A 20,969-nucleotide genomic window follows, 5' to 3' on the forward strand; every position below is an offset into this window, starting at 1 on the left:
CAATCCAAGCCAGCGAGAGAGCACGCCTCAGAGTTCCAAGGCACTGAGGTAGGTGGATGTTTGGGACATCACCGAACGTTTTACCTTTTCCCTGAAGGTGGCGTAGTACAGCGTATTGAAGTTGATGACAATCATTTGCTCGACACTGCTGCGCACCCAGTCGCCGCGCTCGATGAACAAGAATCGAGACATCTGTCGACGCAGTTGGAACTGGCAGTGATACACGCCCATTGCAATTCTATGGGTGCCGTTCGGCACGCAGGGAATCATCTGGAAAATGCCGGTGTCGCGCGACAGGCTGGTTGATTCGAACAGCTCTAGCGCTTTGGGATTGCTCTCCAATGCCACCAACGCACCACTGGCCGGGGCGTGAAAAGCTTCGCCAAGACCGGCCTCGATATGTTGTGTCGCTCCCACCCCCATCGGACTTTCAATGGCTGGCAGCGTCTGCGGGCGCGGTACGTCCCATCCCAGGAATTTGAGTTGGTTGCAGTAATAGTCAAACCAGTTCCCTGACAGCCCGGCACGGTAGGCCGCCCAGGTGGCCCGTTGCGCATACAGCGTGCTCAAGTACACGTCTTCGCGCTGGGACGCGGGCAAACCGGCCGCGAACGAAACGACACTGCCGCCAACGACCGCAGCGGATGGAATCGGCCCGGTCATCGCCCGACCTCCTCGGCAGGACGAACAACCGAATCCTCGATAACCCCGGTGATATCCACCACGTTGTCGTCCACGACAGTCCCTACCTTACGAGCGATAACCTCGCGGGCCGGCGCGAACAATGTTTCGCTCAGTTGCATGCGCAAATAACGCGCCGACACACAACCGTCGATGTCCTTGCCATCAAAGCATTGCCCCCAAGGGTTGGCATTGATCGCTTTCCCTGTGCTGAATTGCAAACAGATACCGGTCATCGAAACGGGGCTGTGCGCCACGATCACCAACAAGCGCACGGGGCTGGACGTTGAAGGGCTCTGCGTCGGCTCAGGTTCGTTTGGTTTTTGCATATGCTTGCGCAGGATACTCAGCGCCGGCAGCGAGCCGGGTAATGCGGCGACACGGTCCAACACCGCCATGATCTGCTGTTGCTGGTCCGGCCGATCGTCCAAGGGTATTGCTGTAACCCACTCCAATGGCGAGCTGGCAGCGTCTTGTTTCGGTAGCAGGTCCTTTCGGCGTTTGGCACCCGCTATCCAGGCGACACTCAGGACGTCCATATAACTAGCGTACCAATCAGCGCTTGGTATGCGCTGCAGGTTCTTGTTAGCCACCAATTGCGCGAGCAAGACCGAATTCATCAAGTCTTCAACCCCTGTTCCTCGAACAGTGGAGGAAACTAAAACAATCGCCGCCGCGTTAACAAAAACCGAATATTCCTTATCCATGCTTTATTCTTCCTAAAAATAAGGCAACCGATCATCCGGCTGCCTTATTGAAATGAAACTTAGATTTCGTACTCTTCGATCTTGCTGACGGCATGATTACCCAGTCGACCAATAATGATGCCTCGGGTTCGCTCGACAATACTCGGCACTTTCCTGAAAACCGACTCACCTTTATACAACTTCACTTCACGACTGTTCCAATCTGCAAACAAGACCTGGGTCGCGCTGTTGCGCCGGATAAAGCGCACAGTGCCAAGCAGCATGCTGACTTCACCGTCGATTTCGACACAGGTACCGGCCGCCATTCCGCCCACCCCATGTTCCAGCAGGTTTCGCTCGAAAAGGGTCAGGGTCTTTTCCTTTTTCTGCAAGGCAGTGATTGCACTGTCGGCAACCCTCAACAGCAACGCCGAAGTCGCGCTTCCGAGGGCAATACCCGACACTACGGAAGCGAGGATGTCCAACACCAGTTTGTCCATCCGCACGGTGTTACCGGCGACGCTCAGGTCATCATAGAAGCGCTGCGTGGCGACCCAACCGGCGTTCGTCATGACTTCTACAAACTTGTAGTACCACTCTCGCCCCTGGGATTCGAGAGGGTATTGCCTGTTGGCGACCAGAGACGCAAAGAGAAAGGCATGCTGCGCATCTTCCTGGTGTTGCGAAGAAAGACCACCGGCGAAGGCCAGGATACCTTCACCGACAACCGATCCCTTCGCCGGAGGCTCGATATCACCCGAATACAACGAGCGGGGACTGATATCTGGATAGATATCATAACTTTCCAGACGCGCCACACAGGCGGCCACGCTGCTGTCACACACTTCAAAACTCATAAGTTACTCCTTAAGTTATCAAGCAAGTCACTCCATGACCTGCAGCCCCACACTAATCAACTTAACCAAATACAACAACTCTCAACTTGTAACCTCAAAATAAAAGCCTCCCAACTAATATTATTCAAACAAAAGCAGACACACCCCATCGAATAAAAAACACCCTTTCACTACATCCAATCAAATGCCGACAGTCGATTCAGAGGCTGATAGACTCCGGCGATGTCTTTCGCAATGAGTCCGAACCATGCTCCACGTACTATTCAGCGTGTACCTGAAGATGCTGGTGCTCTATAGCCCCTTCTTCGTGCTGTCGTGTTTTATCGGGTTGACTCGCGGCTATTCGCGCAAGGAACAACGCCGCCTGGCCTGGAAGGTCGCGACCGCGACGCTGGTCTCCAGCGTGTTGCTGTATTTGTTCGGGCGGGTGATTTTCAGCGTGTTCGGCATCACCGTGGATGCCTTCCGTATCGGCGCCGGCAGTGTGCTGTTCATTTCGGCACTGGGCATGGCCCAGGGCAAGTCGGCCGTACAGACCGACAACGTGCAGCAGGACGTGACCATCGTCCCGCTGACCATTCCGTTGACCGTCGGCCCCGGCACCATCGGCGCCCTGCTGGTGATGGGCGTGAGCCAGCCGCACTGGGATGACAAACTCATGGCCATCATCAGCATCGCCCTGGCGAGTTTCACCGTCGGTGTCGTGCTCTACCTGTCCAGCCGTATCGAACGAATCCTGGGCGACCAGGGCTTGCAGATCGTCAGCCGCCTGATGGGGCTGTTTGTCTGCGCCTTGGCGGCGCAGATCATTTTTACCGGGGTGAGGGGCTACCTGGTCCCCTGAAGGTGGACCGCCTAGCCTTCGACCGGCGCCGGCGCCAGCAGCTCCTTCAGGGTTGCACTGCCGACCCCACCCAGGTCCCGTAACCGTGCCACGAACGTCGACACCGGGCGGGCCTGCGCAGCGTTGAAGCCCAGGCATAGTTCACCGCGCAAGTCCGGGTCGGCGGAACACACATCACGCAAGATCAGGCAGTGTTCACTGTCCGGATCGACAATGACCAGATGCGCCTGGACGATCTCGAACACGAGTTTTCCAGGCTCATCGAATGCCCAGATCAATGTGCTTGCCGTGGCGGGTGGTTCACCCAGGGCATGTCGACAGTCGACAATGACCGAGTCCAGTTTCAGCCACTCCGTCTTCGTCAAATGACACGTCACCGCGCCTTGGCCCAAGCGCAGGATCAACGTGTTGACCTCATCGGGAATCAGCGGCAAGAGATCGCGGCCGACCTTCGCCCCTTCGACGACCAGCACCTGGGCGTTGCGCTGGACATAATCGAACGGCCCGATGCTGCGCTTGTCCGGATAGATGAGCACTCGTCCATCCTGATGCTTGTGCAGCAGCACGTTAACCTGAGCCTGAGTGCCGAGCAGGGTAAAGTTCCTGGGCAGGTTTTTGCCGGTCACCCGCAGCAGCCGGGCACTTTGCACGTCATACCATTGCAGGCTTCCAGGCTCCGATTCCACCGACACGAACTCCGCATGCTGCGCTTGCTCCAGCAGGCGCTGGAGGGCTTCGACCAGGTGTTCGCCCTGGGCGCTCACCCAGTCGTGGTTGACCCCGGTGATGGTCCCCGCTTCCTGATAACGCAGCGCCAGCGCCACGCCGTCCACGCTGGTCCCGCGCAAGCCGCTGCCCTCAAGCGTGACCTCGGCAAACCGCCAGCTCGCCCACTCCCGTTGATACGCCGGCAGGCTGTCGCCCGGCAACAATTGCGAGCCAGTGCCGAATGCCTGGTCAAGCCGCTGCGGGTCGAAGAATGCCTGGTTCAATACTTCACCGCTCGACTGATCGAACAGCCAGACCGACTGATTGTCGGGCGTCACGCCAAGCAAACGAACTTCCTTGTCGAGTCCCGGATCGCACAACAACAATCGGCTGTTCACATACCAGGCACACAGGTTGCCGTCACCGGCGACGTTGCGCAGACCGGCAATGGCAAAATCCTTGCCCGGGTAGCGCGTGGCCAACGGCTCCAGAGCCTGCCACCATCGGGCGCGCCCCTTGAGCCACTGTTCGCTCACGCCAGCAAACTGCAATGTTTCTTGCGCGCCCAGGTTGAAAAACAACCCGTTTTCATCGAGCGCCACATACCCCCCGTCGACGGCCAGGATTTGCTTGAGCCCCTCAGGCTGCACCCATTGCAGGGTCCACATCGCCCGACCGTCATACACGCTGCGTTGCAGTCGGCAGAGCGTCTGGTTGGGGGTGATGCGCTGGTAAACGAAGAACACATCGCTGTCGTCGGCCATCGGCAATAACATCAGCCCGTCCAGGTTCTTGATCGAGTCATCCCAGCCACGGGGATGAGGCCTGGCGGGTTGCGCAAGGATCAGCCGTCGATCGCTGCTGCGTACCCACGCCAGGTCTCGGGAATCGGGCGCAATCGTCCAGCAGATCGAAACGTACGAAGCCGGCTGCCAATCGACAGTCGTCGCCCCGTTATTCGAAGGCCCGGGGGGCAGCCGCAGAAAGTTGCCGAGTACGGACGACCACTCGGTCAGGGTATCGCTGGTCAACAGCAGTGCCTGCAGTTGCGGCGCCGTGTCGTAAGTAACAGAACTCAACAGCAATTGCCCGTCATGAATCAGGTAGCGGTATTGCCGGACGGTTTGATCATCGAGGAGGTATTCCTGCACCACATGAATCACCCCTTGCGCATCCGCTTCCAGGCTGCGAATGGTGCTTTGCCCCTCCTGGAGCAACAACAGGTAGCGACACTTGAGCAAACCCGTGGCGCAATCCGTCTGCCAGATCTGGAACCCGTCGGGATCGTAGAAATACGCCGACGTGCCCATGACGACTGACAGCTGAGGGTCGCCGAGCACCGCCATGTCGTCGCGAATATAGAGAAAGCGGTCTTCGCCTGCGTCATACCAGGCCGTGGTGTAGCGCGGTTGCCGGGGATCCTCGAACGGGATCAGATAGTGATGGACCGGCGTATAGGGCAGCGTCAATCGATGCTCGCGCGCCAGGCCCTTGTAGTGGTCAAGCAGCGCCTGTTCATCGAGCCCTTCAGGCACCGTCTGCTCGAGGAGGTCCAGTTGACGTTTACCCTGGGTGACACTGAACAGTTGGTCGGCCGTGCGAATCAGCACTTCCTGCCGGCCGATTCGGGTGACACGGACGTTGCCGATGTACAGCTCGTCGGAAGACGAAACCTGGATATCTCGGTCATTGGCCCAGGTGGCCTGCAATACCCAGCGGCAATACGTCTGGTTCGGTGCGACAAGGCTGATATCGACCCCGGGATTGAGCGTCACGGTACAGCGCGCACCCGCGCCCCTGAGCCGATAGGACAACTTTCCGTGCCAGGCTTCTGGCAGCACGGGAATCACCAGTGTCCGCTCCAGCGCATCCAGGTTCACCCGGATGACCGTTTCGCCATACACCGGACTCAGGCGATTGAGAATGTAGTCGGACGGAAACGAATAGAACGAGAACAAGAACAGCCAGGTGCCGTCCGCTTGCTTCTTCTCCAGCCGCCGGGCCGTGTCGAAGCCAGGATCATGGCGCCAGCGGGCGAAGGGCAGCGCCTTGTATTCATAGCCGTAAGTGGTTTGCGGCGTACAGGGCAACACGATGGGTTGTCCTGCGGGCGGGGCGAACCCGATCCGTCCGGGCAGCCCCAGTTCTCGACGGATGTCGATCGCCCGCGCCTCATCGGGATCGAAGCCCGGCACCCCGAAATGATCATGCAGGGGATACAGCTTCGGACTGTCGAGCTGTAATGTCCCCTCCGTCAAGTCGATGCTTCTGACGATCAGTGAAGGCCGTGCCACCCACGCGGACAGCGTGTGATCGTAGTGGTAGGCGTCACCGCGATAGGCCTGTTCCAGGTCGTCGAAAAACTGACCGACTTGCCGTGCCTCGCGAGCGATGGTGGCAAAGCCCTGGGCCAGGGCGGCCACCCCTACCGCCACCCCACCCAGAATCACGCCCGCACCACCGAGCACCGCCGCAGCGGTCGATGCCCCGGCCAACCCCGCCCCGACACCGCCCGCCGTCAAGGCCAGGCTGGCAGAGTCGAATGTCAGTTGGGTACCGAATTGCGCTTTTTCGATGCCGGTTTGCGCCGTCTTCAGTTGATAGATATCAAAGCCGACATTGGCCAGCCCCAACACCGCGCCGACGCCTTCGTTGGCCGCATGCCCCAGCGCCTGGCCAACGACCGGCGCACACGTGCCGGCAATGAGCCGTTCTTCCGCCAGGGCGGTGCGAGCCAACTGCACCAGGCCCGCCACGTCCATGACATTGCCATGCACCAACTGCGCATAGTTGACGTAGGCATGCAGGCGCACGGCAGTGGTCAACGTTCGGTCATTCCCTTCCCGCCCGCGCAAGGCGTTCATCAAGGCCTGGATGGTGAAGCCTGCGTTGAGGGTATGGACACTGCCGGCCTCGGTCGGATCCACGACGCCACCGGTCTGCACAGGTTGGCGCGCCAGGGTCGAGAACTGTTCCGACAGCCAGGTCTTGATCCGCAGCAGGCGCTGATCGTCACTGAGCACGCGGACCTGCTGTTGCGGTTGCGCGGGATCGATCAAGCTCACTCGGTATTGGCCTTCGGGCGTGATCTCCAGCGTTTCGAACAAGGGCACCAGCGGCGTCGGCGAGTCATGCAGCGCCTGCAAACCAACCGTTGCCTGGGCGATCTGCTGTCCCCACCAATGGCTGTCCAGCGCCAGCAAACTGCTGCCCAGGTGCGAATTGTCGACCAGGGATTTTCCATAGGCCCTGTTCAAGCGCTGGCGAATCTCAAGCGCCGGTTTTCCTGGCAAGGGATCGGGCTTGAGCAGGTGTTCCACCGTGAAACCGTCAGACAGCTCCAAGGCCGAGATCTTTGCGCTGTGCAGGTCGATCAGATCGAATTGCGGTCGAGTTTCAGAACCATAGGCGGCGTAATAGCGAGCCATGCCCTCGGTCTGGAAAAAGTGTTCCAGCGCACGTTGCAGCCCGTCCACATGGTCGAATTTGCACAGGCCAAAATTGGGGTCGAAAAAATGATAGCTGGCGCGTTCTCCGCTGGCGGTCTTGGCCACCAGCATCGAATGGTTGTCCGAGTTGAGCATCAGCGTACGGGGCGCGACGTGTCTTTCGAGTGCGGCAGTGACCTGGTCCAGGTCGGCCTGGCCAAGCCGCGTGCCCACCTCGCCCAGCGACACGTCCCGCAGGGCTTCCAGGCTTTGCACAAAGGCCTGGGAGTCGGCTTGTCCGGGTTCGAGTACTGCCAGGAAGAAGCGCTCGCGCAAGTGCCCGGAGGCGACGTCACCCTGGGCAAGCGCCGCGCTCATCACCAACGCCAGGGGATAGCAACGCCCACCAATCGTCTCGCCATCGCTGCCGAGCAGCAAATCCTGGGGGACCATCTGGACGCCGTTGTGGCCGAAGCCGTCCAGCACCTGCGCCGAGCGTTCGACGACCTGGATACGATGTTCAAGGGTCGCCGTTTTCTGGATCCGTGCGATATGACGCCCCCACTGGAACAGCGTCTTTGCCTCTTTCAAGGCGGTTTTCTTCAGGTCCAGCGCGCTGTCGGAAGGCAACGGCGCATACGCCGGTTCGCTCGACATGCCGTCCATGAATCCGGCCGCCTTGCGCTTGAACAATTGCCGCTCGATAACCGCATAACGGCCAGACACGCCCTGTTCAACAACGCTGTTGGCGAGGTTCTCCAGCTCACTGGTGGCCGCGCTGAAACGCTGGTTATCCAGGGCATCCAAGCCAAGCAACACGCCCAGCGACAGCCTTTGCACAGGGCTGGCCTCAATGAGACGACGGGCGCCACTGGCGATATCGCCCAGCACCTCATCGATCCCCAGGCTTTGCATGTGCGCGTCGCTGAGGAACACCGGAACCAGCGCATCGGCCGGCTGGCGCCGGATGAGTTGGCGATCATCGAAACTCAGCGGCAGCGGTTTCTCGAAGCGGATTTCACCGTCATGTCCCTGGCTCATCGCCTCGATGAACGGTTCGCCAAGCCCCTCGACCAGTCGCTCCAGCACATCGGTCAGCAGTACCGCGCGCCCTTCGATCAGCGGCCAGCCCTGTTGGAACTCGATGGTCGAGTGCCTGAGCAACTGCGCCATATCACCGCTGTAACGGGTGCTGTACAGCCCCTCACGCCAACTCGTCTGCTCGTTGCTGACCCATTTCTCGTGATCGGTTTCATTTTCTTTCCAGGAGTGATCCTGCTCCTCTTCGGTGGCACCATTCACCGTCCAGTTGGGCGCAATGGCCGCCTCTTTGCGCAGGGTCTCGGCCACGGCGGCGCTCAAGTGCGCTTTCGCATAGTCGACCATGCCATCGCGCATGGCGCCGGGCCCCGTCAGGTAGATGGTGCCCTCGCTGTCGAACCGAATGCCATCGCCGAAGTGGGTCGCGATGGCCGAGATCAGCGCTATCGCGCTCGGCACGTCTGCCATCGACAGTCCGGTCAGCGGTCCATTGGTTTTTTCGAACACCTCCTCCACCAGCCTCAACATGCCAGCAACATCACTCAATGGGATATCGCGCTGAGTGGCCAATTGGGTCGAGGCATCGATCAACGCGTAGTTGGCGCGCAAACGCTCGATCACACTATTGAGGACCGCAGAACCCGGATGGGCCATCAGAAACGCATTGGATAACGATTGCTCCATGGCCAAGGCCCGCAGCGCGAAGGGACGGGCAAGCCGATCCGTCGGTTGCCCGAAGACCTGGCTCAGGCCTGGCCGGCTCTGCGCGAAGGCTTGCAGCGCCGGAAAATGCTCGTTGCCAATGTGCGTGTAATAGCGGGAAGACGCCTGGCGACCCGGCATCCATTCGGGGTTGTTGTTCAGCAGCAGTTGCAGGACACCGAGGCGGGCATCACGGTCAAAACCGCTGATATCGACTGGGCCCAGGGTTTGCGACAGCGGCGGAAGATGATCGACATCGGTATAACTGCCGCCTTCGGCATACAGGACCTCAACGCGCACCACATCAGAGGCCGCCGCCATATTGCCGCGCAAACACATCTCCCGGTCATAGACATCCTGCAACTGCAGCGAAACTTCGCCCGTGGCAAGATCACGCAACTTGAAGCCGTTCATGTCCAGGACACTGCGACGATTGTGTTCCAACTGTTTGCGCAGTACTTGCATATCCTGGCCGTAGGCGCGGGACAGTAGGTCTATCCGGGCCTCGTCGGCTGATCCGCCGTTAGCCACGGCTGCACTGATATGGGCATGCATCTGGTGTCTTAGAACAATAGCCCGCTCGTTGTACAAGGCACCGAGTTCAACTTCGGAAATACGTTCATCCACCCCTTGTAGAAAAACATCGGCCTTGGCCGCTTCGACAATCAGTTTGTTGGTTTGCCAGGCCAGCAGCGCATCGCTGTCATACCAAAGATTCAGGGTATAGCCCTGCTTGGCCAAAACCTCTCTCCACACATTTAGATAATCGCGCTGAATGTTGCCAAGTCCGCCGCCGAGCCAGACAAAGTGCAACGTCTTGGGAACCTCCGTTGGCACCTGTTTCATCTGCTCGGTACTGAACTGAAGGCGCGCTTCATGACGTTCGACTTTGTCGTAGATGCGCGGCAAGTCCACCGCGGCTCCGACCGGGCCCGACGCACGCGCGCCCTGGCTGCGCTTGACCCTGCGATTGCCCAGGAGCTGGGCGAGGGTCTGCTTCAAGAGCCCCAGTGGCTCGAGCAGCCGATGGGAATCCGGCATACCGATACAGGCAAAGTAATAACGAATGACCGCATCGTATTGTTCAGTGTTTTTGTAGGGCAACAGTGCCCTTTCGAGGTCGGCCAATTTGAAAAGGCTGATGAAACCGAGCGCACTGTCACCCGTATTGATGTTTGCTTCCTGCATGAAAAAGACACTCCCTGGCCTGTCCGCTAGAAAAAGAACAGGCGTATAAAAGCATTGTCGCCAGATAGTGCTCTGGCGAACGTTCACTCCATTGATATTTTTTAACTTGGCGACAACTAAACCTATGCCAAGCACTGACAAGTGCACACCGAAAACCTATCAGGCACGCAAACTAACGCTTAAAACCCAGCAGTTCAAACGGGAAGGCTTTCAATGCATTTCAAAGAAGCATCAGGACAACAACTTGCTCTTTTATTTATACGGGCGACAAATAAAAAAAAGCCCCGTTCAGGAAGTGAATGCCGTTCACTTCAAGTCTGCATGACTTCTGTGGCGAGGGGCGGCTTCGCAACCCAACGGGGATAAATCCCCTCGCCACAAAAAACATGCCCTCAATGTCACGGTTCAGGCCGGCTTGATCCCATACCAACGTGGCGTATACACCCAGTTTCCACCCGACGCGCGTGGGAACACACAGGTCGTGGAGGAGCCGATCAGGACCATGGTGCGCATATCCACCTGCTCGGCCGTGAGTTGCCCCAACGTGGTGACACGCAGGGTCTGGCCCGGACGACCGATGTCGCGCCCCAACACCACCGGCGTCTCTGGCGTGCGGTGCTGGGCGACGATCTCCAGTGCTCGCCCCAATTGCCACGGTCGCGCACGGGAAATCGGGTTGTAGAAAGCCAACGCCAGATCAGCTTCGGCCGCCAGGTCCAGGCGTTTTTCGATGATCGACCAGGGCTTGAGATTGTCCGACAGCGACATCACGCAGAAGTCATGCCCCAACGGCGCACCAGCCTGGGCCGCGGTGGCGAGGGAGGCGGACACACCGGGCAGGATCTCCAGGTCCACCTGATGCCAGGCCGGATCGCTGGACTCGTGCAACGCTTCGAGCACCGCCGCCGCCATGGCGAATACCCCCGGGTCGCCGGACGACACCACGATCACCGAACGGCCTTGCGCGGCCAATTCAAAGGCGTGTCGGGCGCGCTGCATTTCTTCGCGGTTGTCGGTGCAGTGCAGCACTTGATCGTCGCGAAACGGGCCAGCCATGCGCACATAGGTTTCGTAACCAAGTACATCGGTGGCCCGAGCCAGTTCGGCCTTCACAGCCGGCACCATCAGTTCGGCCGCGCCCGGCCCCAGGCCGATCACTGCCAGGCGTCCCCGCGGGCGACCGATTTGGGCCACCTCCAAGGGTTGCGCGGTAACGGCGATGGCCAGGTTGTCCGTCGCCGAAAGGATGTTCGCCGCCGGCACCGAACTGCGCGCCAAGCTGGCTGCATCGCCCGTCGTCGCCACAAAGCGCAGCGCCACCCCGAGTTCCAGCGCCGCTTCACGCAAGGCAGCACTGGCCATCAGCGTATCCGCCGCCACCAGGCACGCCAGGCTCTGAAGCGCCACTTTCGCTTGCTGCAAAGCCGCACGAACGGCACCCGGCAGGTCAGCCATCTCGGCGCTCACCACCACCGCGACACTGCGCGGATAAATCAGCAGTTCATGGGCGCTCGCCTCACGCTCGGCATGGCCGACGTGAATCGTGCGCCGCGCCTGCGGGTCTTGCGGCAACTGCGCCTGATCCAACCACGGCGCCGCACCTTCGATGCGCACCGGTTCACCGGCCAACAAGTCGGAGACGAAGCGCTTGCCCTGCTCCAGGTCGCCAAGGCTGTAGCCACTTGGCGGATTGAGCAGGCAGGTGCCGAAACGCAATTCGCCGCTGGTGGTAATCGCCGGCGCCACCTGCAGCATTGCCGCGATCTCCCGGGCCATGACGTTGACCCCACCCAGACCGCCCAGCAGCGGCACCACGGCGCTGCCATCCTCGGCCACCGCCAGCACCGGCGGCTCGACGCCTTTTTCCAGCAACAGCGGCGCCAGGGTGCGGATGACGATGCCGGCCGCGCACAGGGCGATGATCGCCGTGTTCTGTTGGTAGAGCTCGCGCAACGTCGCGCCGAACTCGAGGTATTGGCGATCCGCGCCCTCGACTCGCCCGGCCAGGCCGTGGATCAAGGCGTCGGGATAGCGTTGCTGGATCCGCCGGGCCGTTGCGAGGCTGCCCGGGCCGAGGATGACGATGGCCGGCGCGGTAGAAGTCATCAACCCTGCCACCGTTCGCCCGGGACGATGATCAGCGAGAAGTACGGCGAAGACATCGGCTCGACTTCATCCAACGGCACGATTTTCTGGTTGGCCATGGTCGCCCGCTCGACATACAGCGCCCGTCCGTCCATGCCCAATTCCTGAAGCACTTGGCGAACCTTGGGGAAATTGCGCCCCAGCTTCATGATCACCGCCGCATCGGCGTCGGCCAGGCGACGCTTGAGATCATCGTGGGGCAAGACGCCGGAGAGCACCGACAGGCTCTGGTTGCGATAGACCAGCGGCGCACCGAGTACCGAGGCCCCGCCCAGCATCGAGCACACACCGGGAATGACTTGGGCCTCATAGCGCTCGGCCAGGCGATCGTGCAGGTACATGTAGGAGCCGTAGAAGAACGGATCGCCCTCACAGATCACGGCCACGTCGCGACCGGCATCCAGGTGCACGGCCAACTGCTCGGCGGCGGTGTCGTAGAAGTCGGCGATCACCTGTTCATAGGACAGCGGCGCCGGCAGCGCTTCGGTGGTGACCGGGTAGACCAGTGGCAGCAACGTCTGCGCGTCCTGCAAATGGGCCTCGATGATGCCGAAGGCATTGCCCTTCTTGCCCTTGGCGACGAAGTACGCCACCACCGGCGACTCGCGCAGCAGGCGCAGGGCCTTGACCGTAATCAGTTCCGGGTCACCGGGGCCCACGCCGAGGCCGATCAGACGTCCAGGCTGCTGCATCATTCAATCTCCGTAGCGAGGGCGTTGACAGCGGCGGCGGCCATGGCGCTACCGCCCAGGCGGCCTTGCATGATCACGAACGGCACGCCGCGGCTGTTGGCCGCCAGCATCGCCTTGGACTCGGCGGCGCCGACGAAGCCCACCGGAAAGCCGAGGATCAGTGCCGGTTTCGGCGCGCCGGCATCGAGCATCTCCAGCAGGTAGAACAGCGCGGTCGGCGCGTTGCCGATGACCACGACGCTGCCTTCCAGGTGCGGGCGCCACAACTCCAGCGCTGCCGCCGAACGGGTGTTGCCCAGTTCCAGGGCCAATGCCGGCACGCCCTCGTCGCGCAAGGTGCAGATCACCGGATTGTTGGCCGGCAGACGAGCCCGGGTCACGCCTTCGGAGACCATCCGCGCATCGCACAGGATCGGTGCACCGGCGGCCAGTGCCTGGCGCCCGGCCGTGCCCGCGCCCTCGGAAAACTGCAAGCCATCGATGGCCTCGACCATGCCGCAGGCGTGGATCACCCGCACCGCGAGTTTTTCCAGGTCGGCCGGAATGCGCGCCAGGTTGGCTTCGGCGCGGATGATCGCGAAGGAGTTGCGATAGATCTCCTGACCGTCGCGGATGTAATCAAGCATCAAGGGGGCTCCGGGGGCGAGCGTCGAGCCAGTGGCCGAGCGCTTCAATAGTCAGATTGTGTGCCTGCAACGCGCCGAAACCCGGCAGCGTGGCATCGCGAAAATACAGGTCATAACGACCGGGGGCGACCGCCAGCAAGGTGATGGGCGCGATATGGGCTGCCGCGCAGGAACGCGGGCAGCCCGACAGATGGACTTTCAGGGTCTGGCCCTGGCGTTGCAGCAGCTCGGCCAGTTGACGGGCGTCGGCCTTGGTGTCGGCCAGGGCCTTGGTGCAGCCACGGGAACCGGTGCAGGCGATAAGTTGTGCCAGGGGCTGATCGACCGAGCACAACAGGCCCAATCCTTCAAGCCGCGCCCGCACTTCGTCGGTGTCCTCGCGGCGCACGTTGGGCAGCAGCAGGCTTTGCCAAGGGGTGAAACGAAGGCTTGCGTCGCCCTTCTCCCGCGCCAATTGCGCCGCTCCCCGCAGCATGCCGGCGTCGAGTCGGCCAAGGGGCGCCGCCGCGCCGACGTAGACACGGTCGTCGTGCTGGGGATGAACGCCGATGTGCAGTCCGTCGATGGACACGCTCCGCTGCCAATCCAGGCAAGTTTGCAGCGGCACGCGGCGGGCCAATCGGGTCATGAATTCATCGCTGGGGATTTCAGCCAGCAAGTGACGCATGCGGATCTGGTCCGGGCGGGCCAGGTCGAGGAACAGCTCCAGCACCGCCACCACCAAGGCATGCCCCTGAGCCAGGGGCACCCTGCCTGCCGGTTTATCCAATGGGCAACCGGCCAAGCCGAAGGCCAGCCAAGGCTCGCCATCACGGACCAGGGCCGACAACCACAGGTCGTGGTGATGTTCGAGCATCGCCAACGCTTCGCCACCGTCCAGTTGCACGGCGAACTTGGCCGACAACTCAGGGAAGCGTTCATGGGTTTGCAGAGTGAAGAGGATCTGCGCCGCCAACGGCCGGGTGTCGAACAGCATCTGCCGGTCGATCCCGGCCGAAGGGCTGAGCATCAGGTTGCGCACGTCATCGCCGGCCGGCTTGCGCGGACCAAGCCCGGCGGCCAGCAATGGCTGGATCAGCGCGTCGTGCCCAGGACCGATCCCGCGGATTTGCAGGTTGGCCCGGTTGGTCGCCTCGATCACGCCTGCAGCGAACCGCTCGGCCACCGACACCACGACGTCGACCTGATCCGCCTGGATGGCACCGCCATCGAGCTTGATCCGACAGATCCCCCCGTCCAGCGCCTGGACGACACGCAGCAACCCCGGGCAACCGGAGGGGCGTACGACGTTGGAGGATGGACGTTCGTTCAAGGGAAAACCGACAAATAAGAAACGCCGCATCGGCGAAGGCCGCCATTATGCCTGCTTTGCCGGGGGTCATGAAAAGCTTGCCGGTCGGATTGCTGACGGCGGACACACAATTTCCGAACGCCCCCAACTCCAAACTGTGGGAGCGAGCCTGCTCGCGAAGGCGGTCTGCCTGAGACGGCAATGTGAATGGACCGCCGCTATCGCGAGCAAGCTCGCTCCCACAGAGGATTTGTGGCGGACCCAAGTTCTGTGAACACCCTCAATCAAAACTGTGGGAGCGAGCTTGCTCGCGATAGCAGTCTGGCGGTGAAGATGGTGTTGCGCCAGGCGCCTGATCCGCCGGGGCGCGGTATGATGGCGGCCCGGTTCGCGGCGGCAACGCGCCTGTCGATCAACCCAATTATTCGAGGAACAGAGATGACCCCCTGGCTGACCGTAGTGGGCATCGGTGAAGACGGCTTCAAGGGCCTGGGCCGAACGGCTCGCCATGCCTTGCTGCGGGCGTCACACATTGTCGGCAGCGACCGGCAACTGGCGCTGCTGCCGCTGTGCATCCGCGGCCAACGGGAGCTGTGGCCCAGCCCGTTCTCCCTGGAACCGCTGCTTGCTCGGCAGGGTGAGCCGGTGTGCGTGCTGGCCAGCGGCGATCCGATGTTCTACGGCGTGGGCGCCAGCCTGGCGAAACAGGTGCCGAGTGATCAGATGCTGGTCATCCCCGCGCCCTCCTCCTGTTCGCTGGCGGCGGCACGCATGGGTTGGCCGCTACAGGACGTAGTCACGCTGTCATTGGTGGCGCGGCCCCTGGCGGCGCTCAATGGGCATTTATCCACAGGTGTCAGGCTGTTGCTGCTGAGCAACGACCGCCACAGCCCCGCCGCCGTGGCAACGCTACTACGCGAGCGCGGCTTCGGCCCGAGCGCCATGACTGTGCTGGAGCATTTGGGCGGTGCGGCGGAACGACGGATCGACGGTTACGCCGCGCAATGGTCCGATGACACCGTCGCCGACCTGAACCTGATCGCCATCGAATGTCGCGCCGAACCGTCGACACCGCGCCTGTCGCGCCTGGCCGGTTTACCGGACACCGCCTTCGAACATGACGGCCAGTTGACCAAACGCGACGTGCGCGCCATCACCCTCGCCCGCCTCGCCCCGACCCCCGGCGAGCTGCTCTGGGATGTCGGCGCCGGCAGCGGCTCCATCGGCATCGAGTGGATGCGCGCCCACCCCAGTTGCCGGGCCCTGGCCATCGAAGCCGACGAAGGCCGCCAAGGCTTGATCGAACGCAACCGCGACACCCTCGGCGTGCCCGGCCTGCAACTGATTCGCGGCAAAGCCCCCCAGGCGCTGGAGAACCTGGAGCGGCCGGACGCGGTGTTCATCGGTGGCGGCGTCACCCGCGAAGGCGTGCTCGACGCCTGCTGGGCCCAACTCAAGCCCGGCGGTCGGCTCATCGCCAACGCCGTGACCCTGCAAAGCGAAATGACCCTGATGCACTGGCGCGAACGTCACGGCGGCGAACTGACCCGCATCCACATCGCCCAGGCCCAGCCGTTGGGCGAATTCGACACCTGGCGCCAGGCTCTGCCAATTACCTTGCTCGACCTGGTCAAGCCTCTCGATGCGTGACGAAACCGCCGAACAACCCGCCCCCTTGCGCAGCGGCCTGACCACCGGCAGTTGCGCCACGGCTACCAGCCTGGCGGCCGCTCGATTACTGCTGCGCGGCACCGAAGCCGATGCCGTGGTAATCGTACTGCCCAAGGGCAAGCAGGTGCAGATGCGCCTGGAGTTCTGCCGGCTGACCGAACAGGGCGCCGAAGCCGGGACGATCAAGGACGCGGGCGATGACCCGGACGTGACCCACGGCGCCCTGTTGTTTTCCCAGGTGCGCTTGATCACCGAGCCCGGTGTACGTTTTGTCGCCGGTCGCGGCGTCGGCACGGTGACGCGACCAGGGTTGGTGCTGAACGTCGGTGAACCGGCAATCAACCCGGTGCCGCGCAAAATGATCAACGACCACCTGGGTCGGCTGGCCGAGGAAAGCGGCTACGCCGGCGGCTTCGAAGTCACGGTCAATGTCGAGGGCGGCGAAGCCCTGGCGCTGAAAACCATGAATCCGCGCCTGGGCATCCTTGGCGGCCTGTCGATCCTCGGCACCAGCGGCATCGTCCGGCCGTTCTCCTGCGCGGCCTACATTGCCTCGATCCACCAGGGCATCGACGTGGCAAAAACCAACGGCTATCTGCACATCGCCGCCTGCACCGGCAACGCCAGCGAAGACACCATGCGCCGGGTCTACAACCTGCCGGAAATCGCCCTGATCGAAATGGGTGATTTCGTCGGTGCCGTGCTCAAACATGTGCGCAAGGTGCCGGTGGAAAAGCTCAGCCTCTGCGGCGGCTTTGGCAAAATCAGCAAACTCGCCGCCGGCCACATGGACCTGCATAGCCGTCACTCGAGCATCGACCTGCCACAACTGGCCGAGTGGGCCGCCGCCATCGGTGCCGATGAGGCGTTGCAGCAAGGCATCCGCGCGGCCAACACCAGCCAGCAAGCCTTGGCCATGGCCAGCGCCGCCGGCATCGCCCTCGGCGACGCGGTGTGTGAGCATGCGCTGGCTTTCGCTCGCAGTGTGGTGCCGCCCCAGGTCCAGGTCGAAGTCTTCGCCATCGACCGCCAAGGTGGAATTGTCGGCCACGCCGGAGCCTTGTTATGAAACGTATCCTGCTGCTCGGTGGCGTCACCGAAGCCCTGGCCATCGCCCGCACCCTCGGCCCCCAACACATCTACAGCCTGGCCGGCATCGGTCGCATCCCCACCGACCTGACCTGCCAGGTCCGCGTCGGCGGCTATGGCGGCGCCGAAGGGTTGGCGCAATTCATCCGCGCCGAGGGCATCGACCTGCTGCTGGACGCCACTCACCCCTACGCCGCCCAGATCAGCCACAACGCCGCCCACGCCGCCCGCGCCTGCGCCATCCCCTGCTGGGCCCTGCGCCGCCCGGCCTGGCAACCCCAGGCCGGCGATGACTGGCACGAAGTGGCCGACTGGGCTGAACTGATCCAGGCCCTGAAACCCTTCCATCGCCCCCTCTTCACCCTCGGTCGCGAACCCCTGCAACATCTGCATGAAATCCCACCAGAGCAATTCTGGACCCTGCGCGCCCTGGACGTTTACCCCGGCAACGAGCGCTGCGAAGTGATTGGTGCCCGTGGACCGTTTTACATTGACGGTGAACGCGAACTGTTCGAACAGCGGCAGATCGATGTGCTGGTGAGCAAGAACAGCGGCAGCACGGCCACCGAGCCGAAACTGGAGGTGGCGCGGGAGCGGGGGGTGCCGGTGTTGGTGTTGAAGCGGCCGGTGTTGGCGGGGGTGGATCGGGAGTTTGGGACGGTGGATGAGGTGTTGCGGGGGCTGCGGCAGTTGATCTGACAGAAAACTGCACCGTCCTACAAGCCTGTCCTGTCAGAACTACGTCAGCAGGCTACATCACCTTACGTCGCTGCCTACAACTACGCCAGAATCCGCCGGCTTGTGCGCCTTGGAGGCCCTCGGTAACTTGATTCCCGTCACTGCCCTTCAGTGATCGGGTTTAGTCGCCCGAGGTTTTCAGCGGGTTCACAAGCTTCGTCAGTCAGGTATTTCATCCCTGCACTTGATGGTGGTTGTGCGCAGGGCGCCTTTGGGCGCGCCGGTAATGCTGGACTCCCCGGTAGACTAACCTGCGTACAGCCGCCGCCCTGTGGCGAGGGAGCTTGCTCCCGCTGGGCTGCGCAGCAGCCCCAAAGAAGGTGAACGCTATTTTCCTGAACCACCGCAATGTCCGGTTTTAGGACCGCTTCGCGCCCCAGCGGGAGCAAGCTCCCTCGCCACAAGGATCTCATGCGCCCTTCAGACCCGGGCGACACTCTCGATGAGGGGCCAGCCATGCTCAGCGACCTGGCATTCGATCTGGAGGGCTCGCGACGACATATCGCGCAAGGGGTCCAGCAGATGATTGAGTTGAGCCAGTTGTTGGCAAATCGGGCGCTGGATGTGGTCGATCCGAGATAAGCGACAGGACCTTGGGTTTGATCAAAAACGATTGGTCAAACCCAACCCCTGTGGCGAGGGAGCTTGCTCCCGCTGGGCTGCGCAGCAGACCCAAAGAAGGTGAACGCTATTTTCCTGAAACACCGCAATGTCCGGCTTAGGGCCGCTTCGCGCCCCAGCGGGAGCAAGCTCCCTCGCCACAAGGATCTCATGCACCGTCAGAAGGTGGATGACATTACCAATGGAGAGTCAGTCATGGTCGAAAAACTCACGCGTTTCGACGCTGCAACCTATCTCAATACATATGAGGAAATGGTCGCTTATCTGGTTGCCTGTTTCGAAGAGGATGCCGGTGATGGGATACTGATTCGCGCGACCCTTAACGACGTCGCACAGGCAAAAGGGATGATGCAAGCCACTCTTAATGAAGATATAGAACAATCGAGTACCAACTGATCAAAATCCCTCGCCACAAAAGCACTCACTCGAAGATCTGTTGCTACTGTTAACACCAGCCCTGCGACCCTACACCGCACGTGGCCTTTTTACTTCTCAACCCCGATCAGGCTAAATACCGCCACCTGATCGCCCATCGAGCGGATTGCCCCATGTCCCGACAACGGCTTGCATTTGCCTGGATCGCCTGCTTCGCAGTGCTGTTCAACATGCTTGCCATGCCGCTTTCCAACAGTGGCGGTGCAACCGCCAATTCGCCAGCCGAGCAACTGCTGTGGGGCAGCTTCTGTTCCTCCAGCGGCACGAAAATGGTCGCGGTGTCCCTGGGCAAGTTCGAACAGGGCACGCCACAGAAAGACAATCACTCGACCATGCAACATTGCTGGTGCTGCTCAGGTTCAGCGCCGTTGGTGGCGCTCGCCGGGCATGTCCCGCAGTTGTATCTGGATGCACAGCTGGCCCATCGCAGTGCCGTCCATTCGAAGCTCGACAGCCCCACGCCACGTCAGCAATGGCCCAGCCTCAATCCCCGCGCCTCGCCTCTGGCCTGATTCTTCCCGCATAAAACTGCGCCCTGAATCGTTCCGGAGAATTGCCATGTTGAACAGACTTATCCTGCTGGCTGCCCTATTGCTTCCCGTCGGCTTCGCCCAGGCTCACCAGTACAAGGTGGGCGAGCTTGAGATCGCCCATCCGTGGTCCCAGGAGTTGCCGCCCAACGCACCGACCGTGGCCGCGTATTTCGTGATTCACAACGGCGGCACGACCGCCGACAAGCTGCTCAGCGTCGACTCGCCGATTGCCGGCAAGGCCGAACTCCACGAGCATGTGATGCAAAACGACCTGATGAAAATGCAGCCGGTGCCCGTCGTCGATATCGCCCCCGGTGCGACCGTCACCTTCGCGCCGATGGCGTATCACGTGATGCTGCTGGACCTGAAGGACCGCAGCCTGCTCAGCGATGGCAAACGCTTTGCCATGACCCTGCATTTCGAAAAAGCGGGGGATGTCACGGTCGAGGTTGCGGTGCAGAAAAAAGCACCCGACGGCACCAAGACGCACATGCACGCCCAGTAGTCGTAGCCGCCCGTGCAACCTCTTCGCGCCAGGCAGTCCATGCCCCGCCGTCAGCCCATGAGCCTGACCCGCGGCAGTTGGATCAGCCTGTTCGCCATGCTGATGATCTTTATCGGTCCGCTGATTTCCCAGTCGATGCCGATGGGTCAGCGCATGTCCATGCCTGTGTCCATGGAGATGAGCATGGACATGTCGGCGCACGAAGCGCCGGCAGCCGAACACTGCCCGCCCCAGAGCGAGCACCATGCGTTGTGGGAAAAATGCGGCTATTGCAGCCTGCTGTTCAATTGCCCCGCACTGCCTGGCGGTCACACCTTCGCGGTCTTCGACACACCCCACACCAACACCTACACCAGCCTTTCCCCACGCCTGGGCCATGCCCGGCCTGCGTTCTTCCCCGGTGCCCGCACCCGCGCACCGCCCCTCGACGCGTAAGCCCGACACTTACTCACCCCGGTCGTACAAGACAGCTTCAGGCTGCCCGACCG

At 61.7% G+C, this 20,969-nt stretch carries 16 protein-coding genes and 1 pseudogene; 9 read left to right on the top strand and 8 right to left on the bottom strand.

What is annotated here, in order from left to right; genetic code table 11:
• Positions 1 to 27: 27 nt before the first annotated feature.
• The 3 genes from Q7F16_RS18850 to Q7F16_RS18860 are packed head-to-tail and all read right to left on the bottom strand — an operon-like array spanning position 28 to position 2,224.
• Positions 28 to 663: a hypothetical protein gene (locus Q7F16_RS18850; protein WP_409556734.1), complete on the bottom strand. Its 636-nt coding sequence runs from the start codon at positions 661 to 663 to the stop codon at positions 28 to 30.
• Entirely contained in the window at positions 660 to 1,388 is a 729-nt protein-coding gene (locus Q7F16_RS18855) for a hypothetical protein (protein ID WP_046064391.1), read from the bottom strand. The genes Q7F16_RS18850 and Q7F16_RS18855 overlap by 4 nt, the downstream gene beginning before the upstream one ends.
• 59 nt (positions 1,389 to 1,447) lie before the next feature.
• Positions 1,448 to 2,224, bottom strand: a complete 777-nt coding sequence (locus Q7F16_RS18860; protein WP_046064390.1) for a hypothetical protein — start codon at positions 2,222 to 2,224, stop codon at positions 1,448 to 1,450.
• A 247-nt stretch (positions 2,225 to 2,471) separates the two neighbouring features.
• Between Q7F16_RS18860 and Q7F16_RS18865 the strand changes: the two genes are divergently transcribed.
• Positions 2,472 to 3,068: a MarC family protein gene (locus tag Q7F16_RS18865; RefSeq protein WP_014336378.1), complete on the top strand. Its 597-nt coding sequence runs from the start codon at positions 2,472 to 2,474 to the stop codon at positions 3,066 to 3,068.
• Positions 3,069 to 3,079: 11 nt separating this feature from the next.
• On the opposite strand, the gene Q7F16_RS18870 is transcribed toward Q7F16_RS18865, so the two are convergent.
• The 5 genes from Q7F16_RS18870 to cobG all read right to left on the bottom strand — a co-directional run bounded on the left by Q7F16_RS18870 (position 3,080) and on the right by cobG (position 14,910).
• Positions 3,080 to 10,135: a TcdA/TcdB catalytic glycosyltransferase domain-containing protein gene (locus Q7F16_RS18870; protein WP_409556733.1), complete on the bottom strand. Its 7,056-nt coding sequence runs from the start codon at positions 10,133 to 10,135 to the stop codon at positions 3,080 to 3,082.
• Positions 10,136 to 10,540: 405 nt separating this feature from the next.
• Positions 10,541 to 12,241, bottom strand: a complete 1,701-nt coding sequence (cobJ, locus tag Q7F16_RS18875; protein ID WP_409556732.1) for a precorrin-3B C(17)-methyltransferase — start codon at positions 12,239 to 12,241, stop codon at positions 10,541 to 10,543.
• Positions 12,241 to 12,972: a precorrin-2 C(20)-methyltransferase gene (locus tag Q7F16_RS18880; protein WP_018608198.1), complete on the bottom strand. Its 732-nt coding sequence runs from the start codon at positions 12,970 to 12,972 to the stop codon at positions 12,241 to 12,243. Before Q7F16_RS18880 ends, cobJ begins: the two co-directional genes overlap by 1 nt.
• Positions 12,972 to 13,598: a precorrin-8X methylmutase gene (locus Q7F16_RS18885; protein WP_014336374.1), complete on the bottom strand. Its 627-nt coding sequence runs from the start codon at positions 13,596 to 13,598 to the stop codon at positions 12,972 to 12,974. The genes Q7F16_RS18880 and Q7F16_RS18885 overlap by 1 nt, the downstream gene beginning before the upstream one ends.
• Positions 13,591 to 14,910, bottom strand: a complete 1,320-nt coding sequence (gene cobG, locus Q7F16_RS18890; RefSeq protein ID WP_409556750.1) for a precorrin-3B synthase — start codon at positions 14,908 to 14,910, stop codon at positions 13,591 to 13,593. Before cobG ends, Q7F16_RS18885 begins: the two co-directional genes overlap by 8 nt.
• A gap of 417 nt (positions 14,911 to 15,327) precedes the next feature.
• Here cobG and cbiE point away from each other — a divergent pair, with 417 nt between their 5' ends.
• The 8 genes and pseudogenes from cbiE (at position 15,328) to Q7F16_RS18930 (ending at position 20,916) form a co-directional block, all read left to right on the top strand.
• Positions 15,328 to 16,539: a precorrin-6y C5,15-methyltransferase (decarboxylating) subunit CbiE gene (gene cbiE, locus Q7F16_RS18895; protein ID WP_409556731.1), complete on the top strand. Its 1,212-nt coding sequence runs from the start codon at positions 15,328 to 15,330 to the stop codon at positions 16,537 to 16,539.
• Positions 16,532 to 17,629 (top strand): cobalt-precorrin-5B (C(1))-methyltransferase, encoded by a 1,098-nt coding sequence (locus Q7F16_RS18900; RefSeq protein WP_409556730.1) that lies wholly within the window; start codon positions 16,532 to 16,534, stop codon positions 17,627 to 17,629. The genes cbiE and Q7F16_RS18900 overlap by 8 nt, the downstream gene beginning before the upstream one ends.
• Positions 17,626 to 18,348: a cobalt-precorrin-6A reductase gene (locus Q7F16_RS18905; RefSeq protein ID WP_409556729.1), complete on the top strand. Its 723-nt coding sequence runs from the start codon at positions 17,626 to 17,628 to the stop codon at positions 18,346 to 18,348. The genes Q7F16_RS18900 and Q7F16_RS18905 overlap by 4 nt, the downstream gene beginning before the upstream one ends.
• Before the next feature lie 492 nt (positions 18,349 to 18,840).
• Positions 18,841 to 18,969 (top strand): annotated as a pseudogene (locus Q7F16_RS18910) (DUF6124 family protein); the annotation flags it as partial.
• A gap of 234 nt (positions 18,970 to 19,203) precedes the next feature.
• Positions 19,204 to 19,404 (top strand): helix-turn-helix domain-containing transcriptional regulator, encoded by a 201-nt coding sequence (locus Q7F16_RS18915; RefSeq protein ID WP_409556728.1) that lies wholly within the window; start codon positions 19,204 to 19,206, stop codon positions 19,402 to 19,404.
• 152 nt (positions 19,405 to 19,556) lie between these two features.
• Positions 19,557 to 19,955 carry a DUF2946 domain-containing protein gene (locus Q7F16_RS18920; protein WP_046064381.1) on the top strand — a complete coding sequence of 133 codons (399 nt, stop codon included), beginning with the start codon at positions 19,557 to 19,559 and terminating at the stop codon, positions 19,953 to 19,955.
• A gap of 46 nt (positions 19,956 to 20,001) precedes the next feature.
• Positions 20,002 to 20,481 carry a copper chaperone PCu(A)C gene (locus Q7F16_RS18925; RefSeq protein ID WP_046064380.1) on the top strand — a complete coding sequence of 160 codons (480 nt, stop codon included), beginning with the start codon at positions 20,002 to 20,004 and terminating at the stop codon, positions 20,479 to 20,481.
• A gap of 57 nt (positions 20,482 to 20,538) precedes the next feature.
• Positions 20,539 to 20,916, top strand: coding sequence for a DUF2946 domain-containing protein (locus Q7F16_RS18930; RefSeq protein ID WP_186651177.1), 378 nt, complete (start codon positions 20,539 to 20,541; stop codon positions 20,914 to 20,916).
• The last annotated feature ends 53 nt before the right edge of the window (positions 20,917 to 20,969 follow it).

It is taken from the genome of Pseudomonas sp. Lb2C2 (genome assembly GCF_052112205.1).
Classification (GTDB): domain Bacteria; phylum Pseudomonadota; class Gammaproteobacteria; order Pseudomonadales; family Pseudomonadaceae; genus Aquipseudomonas; species Aquipseudomonas kilonensis.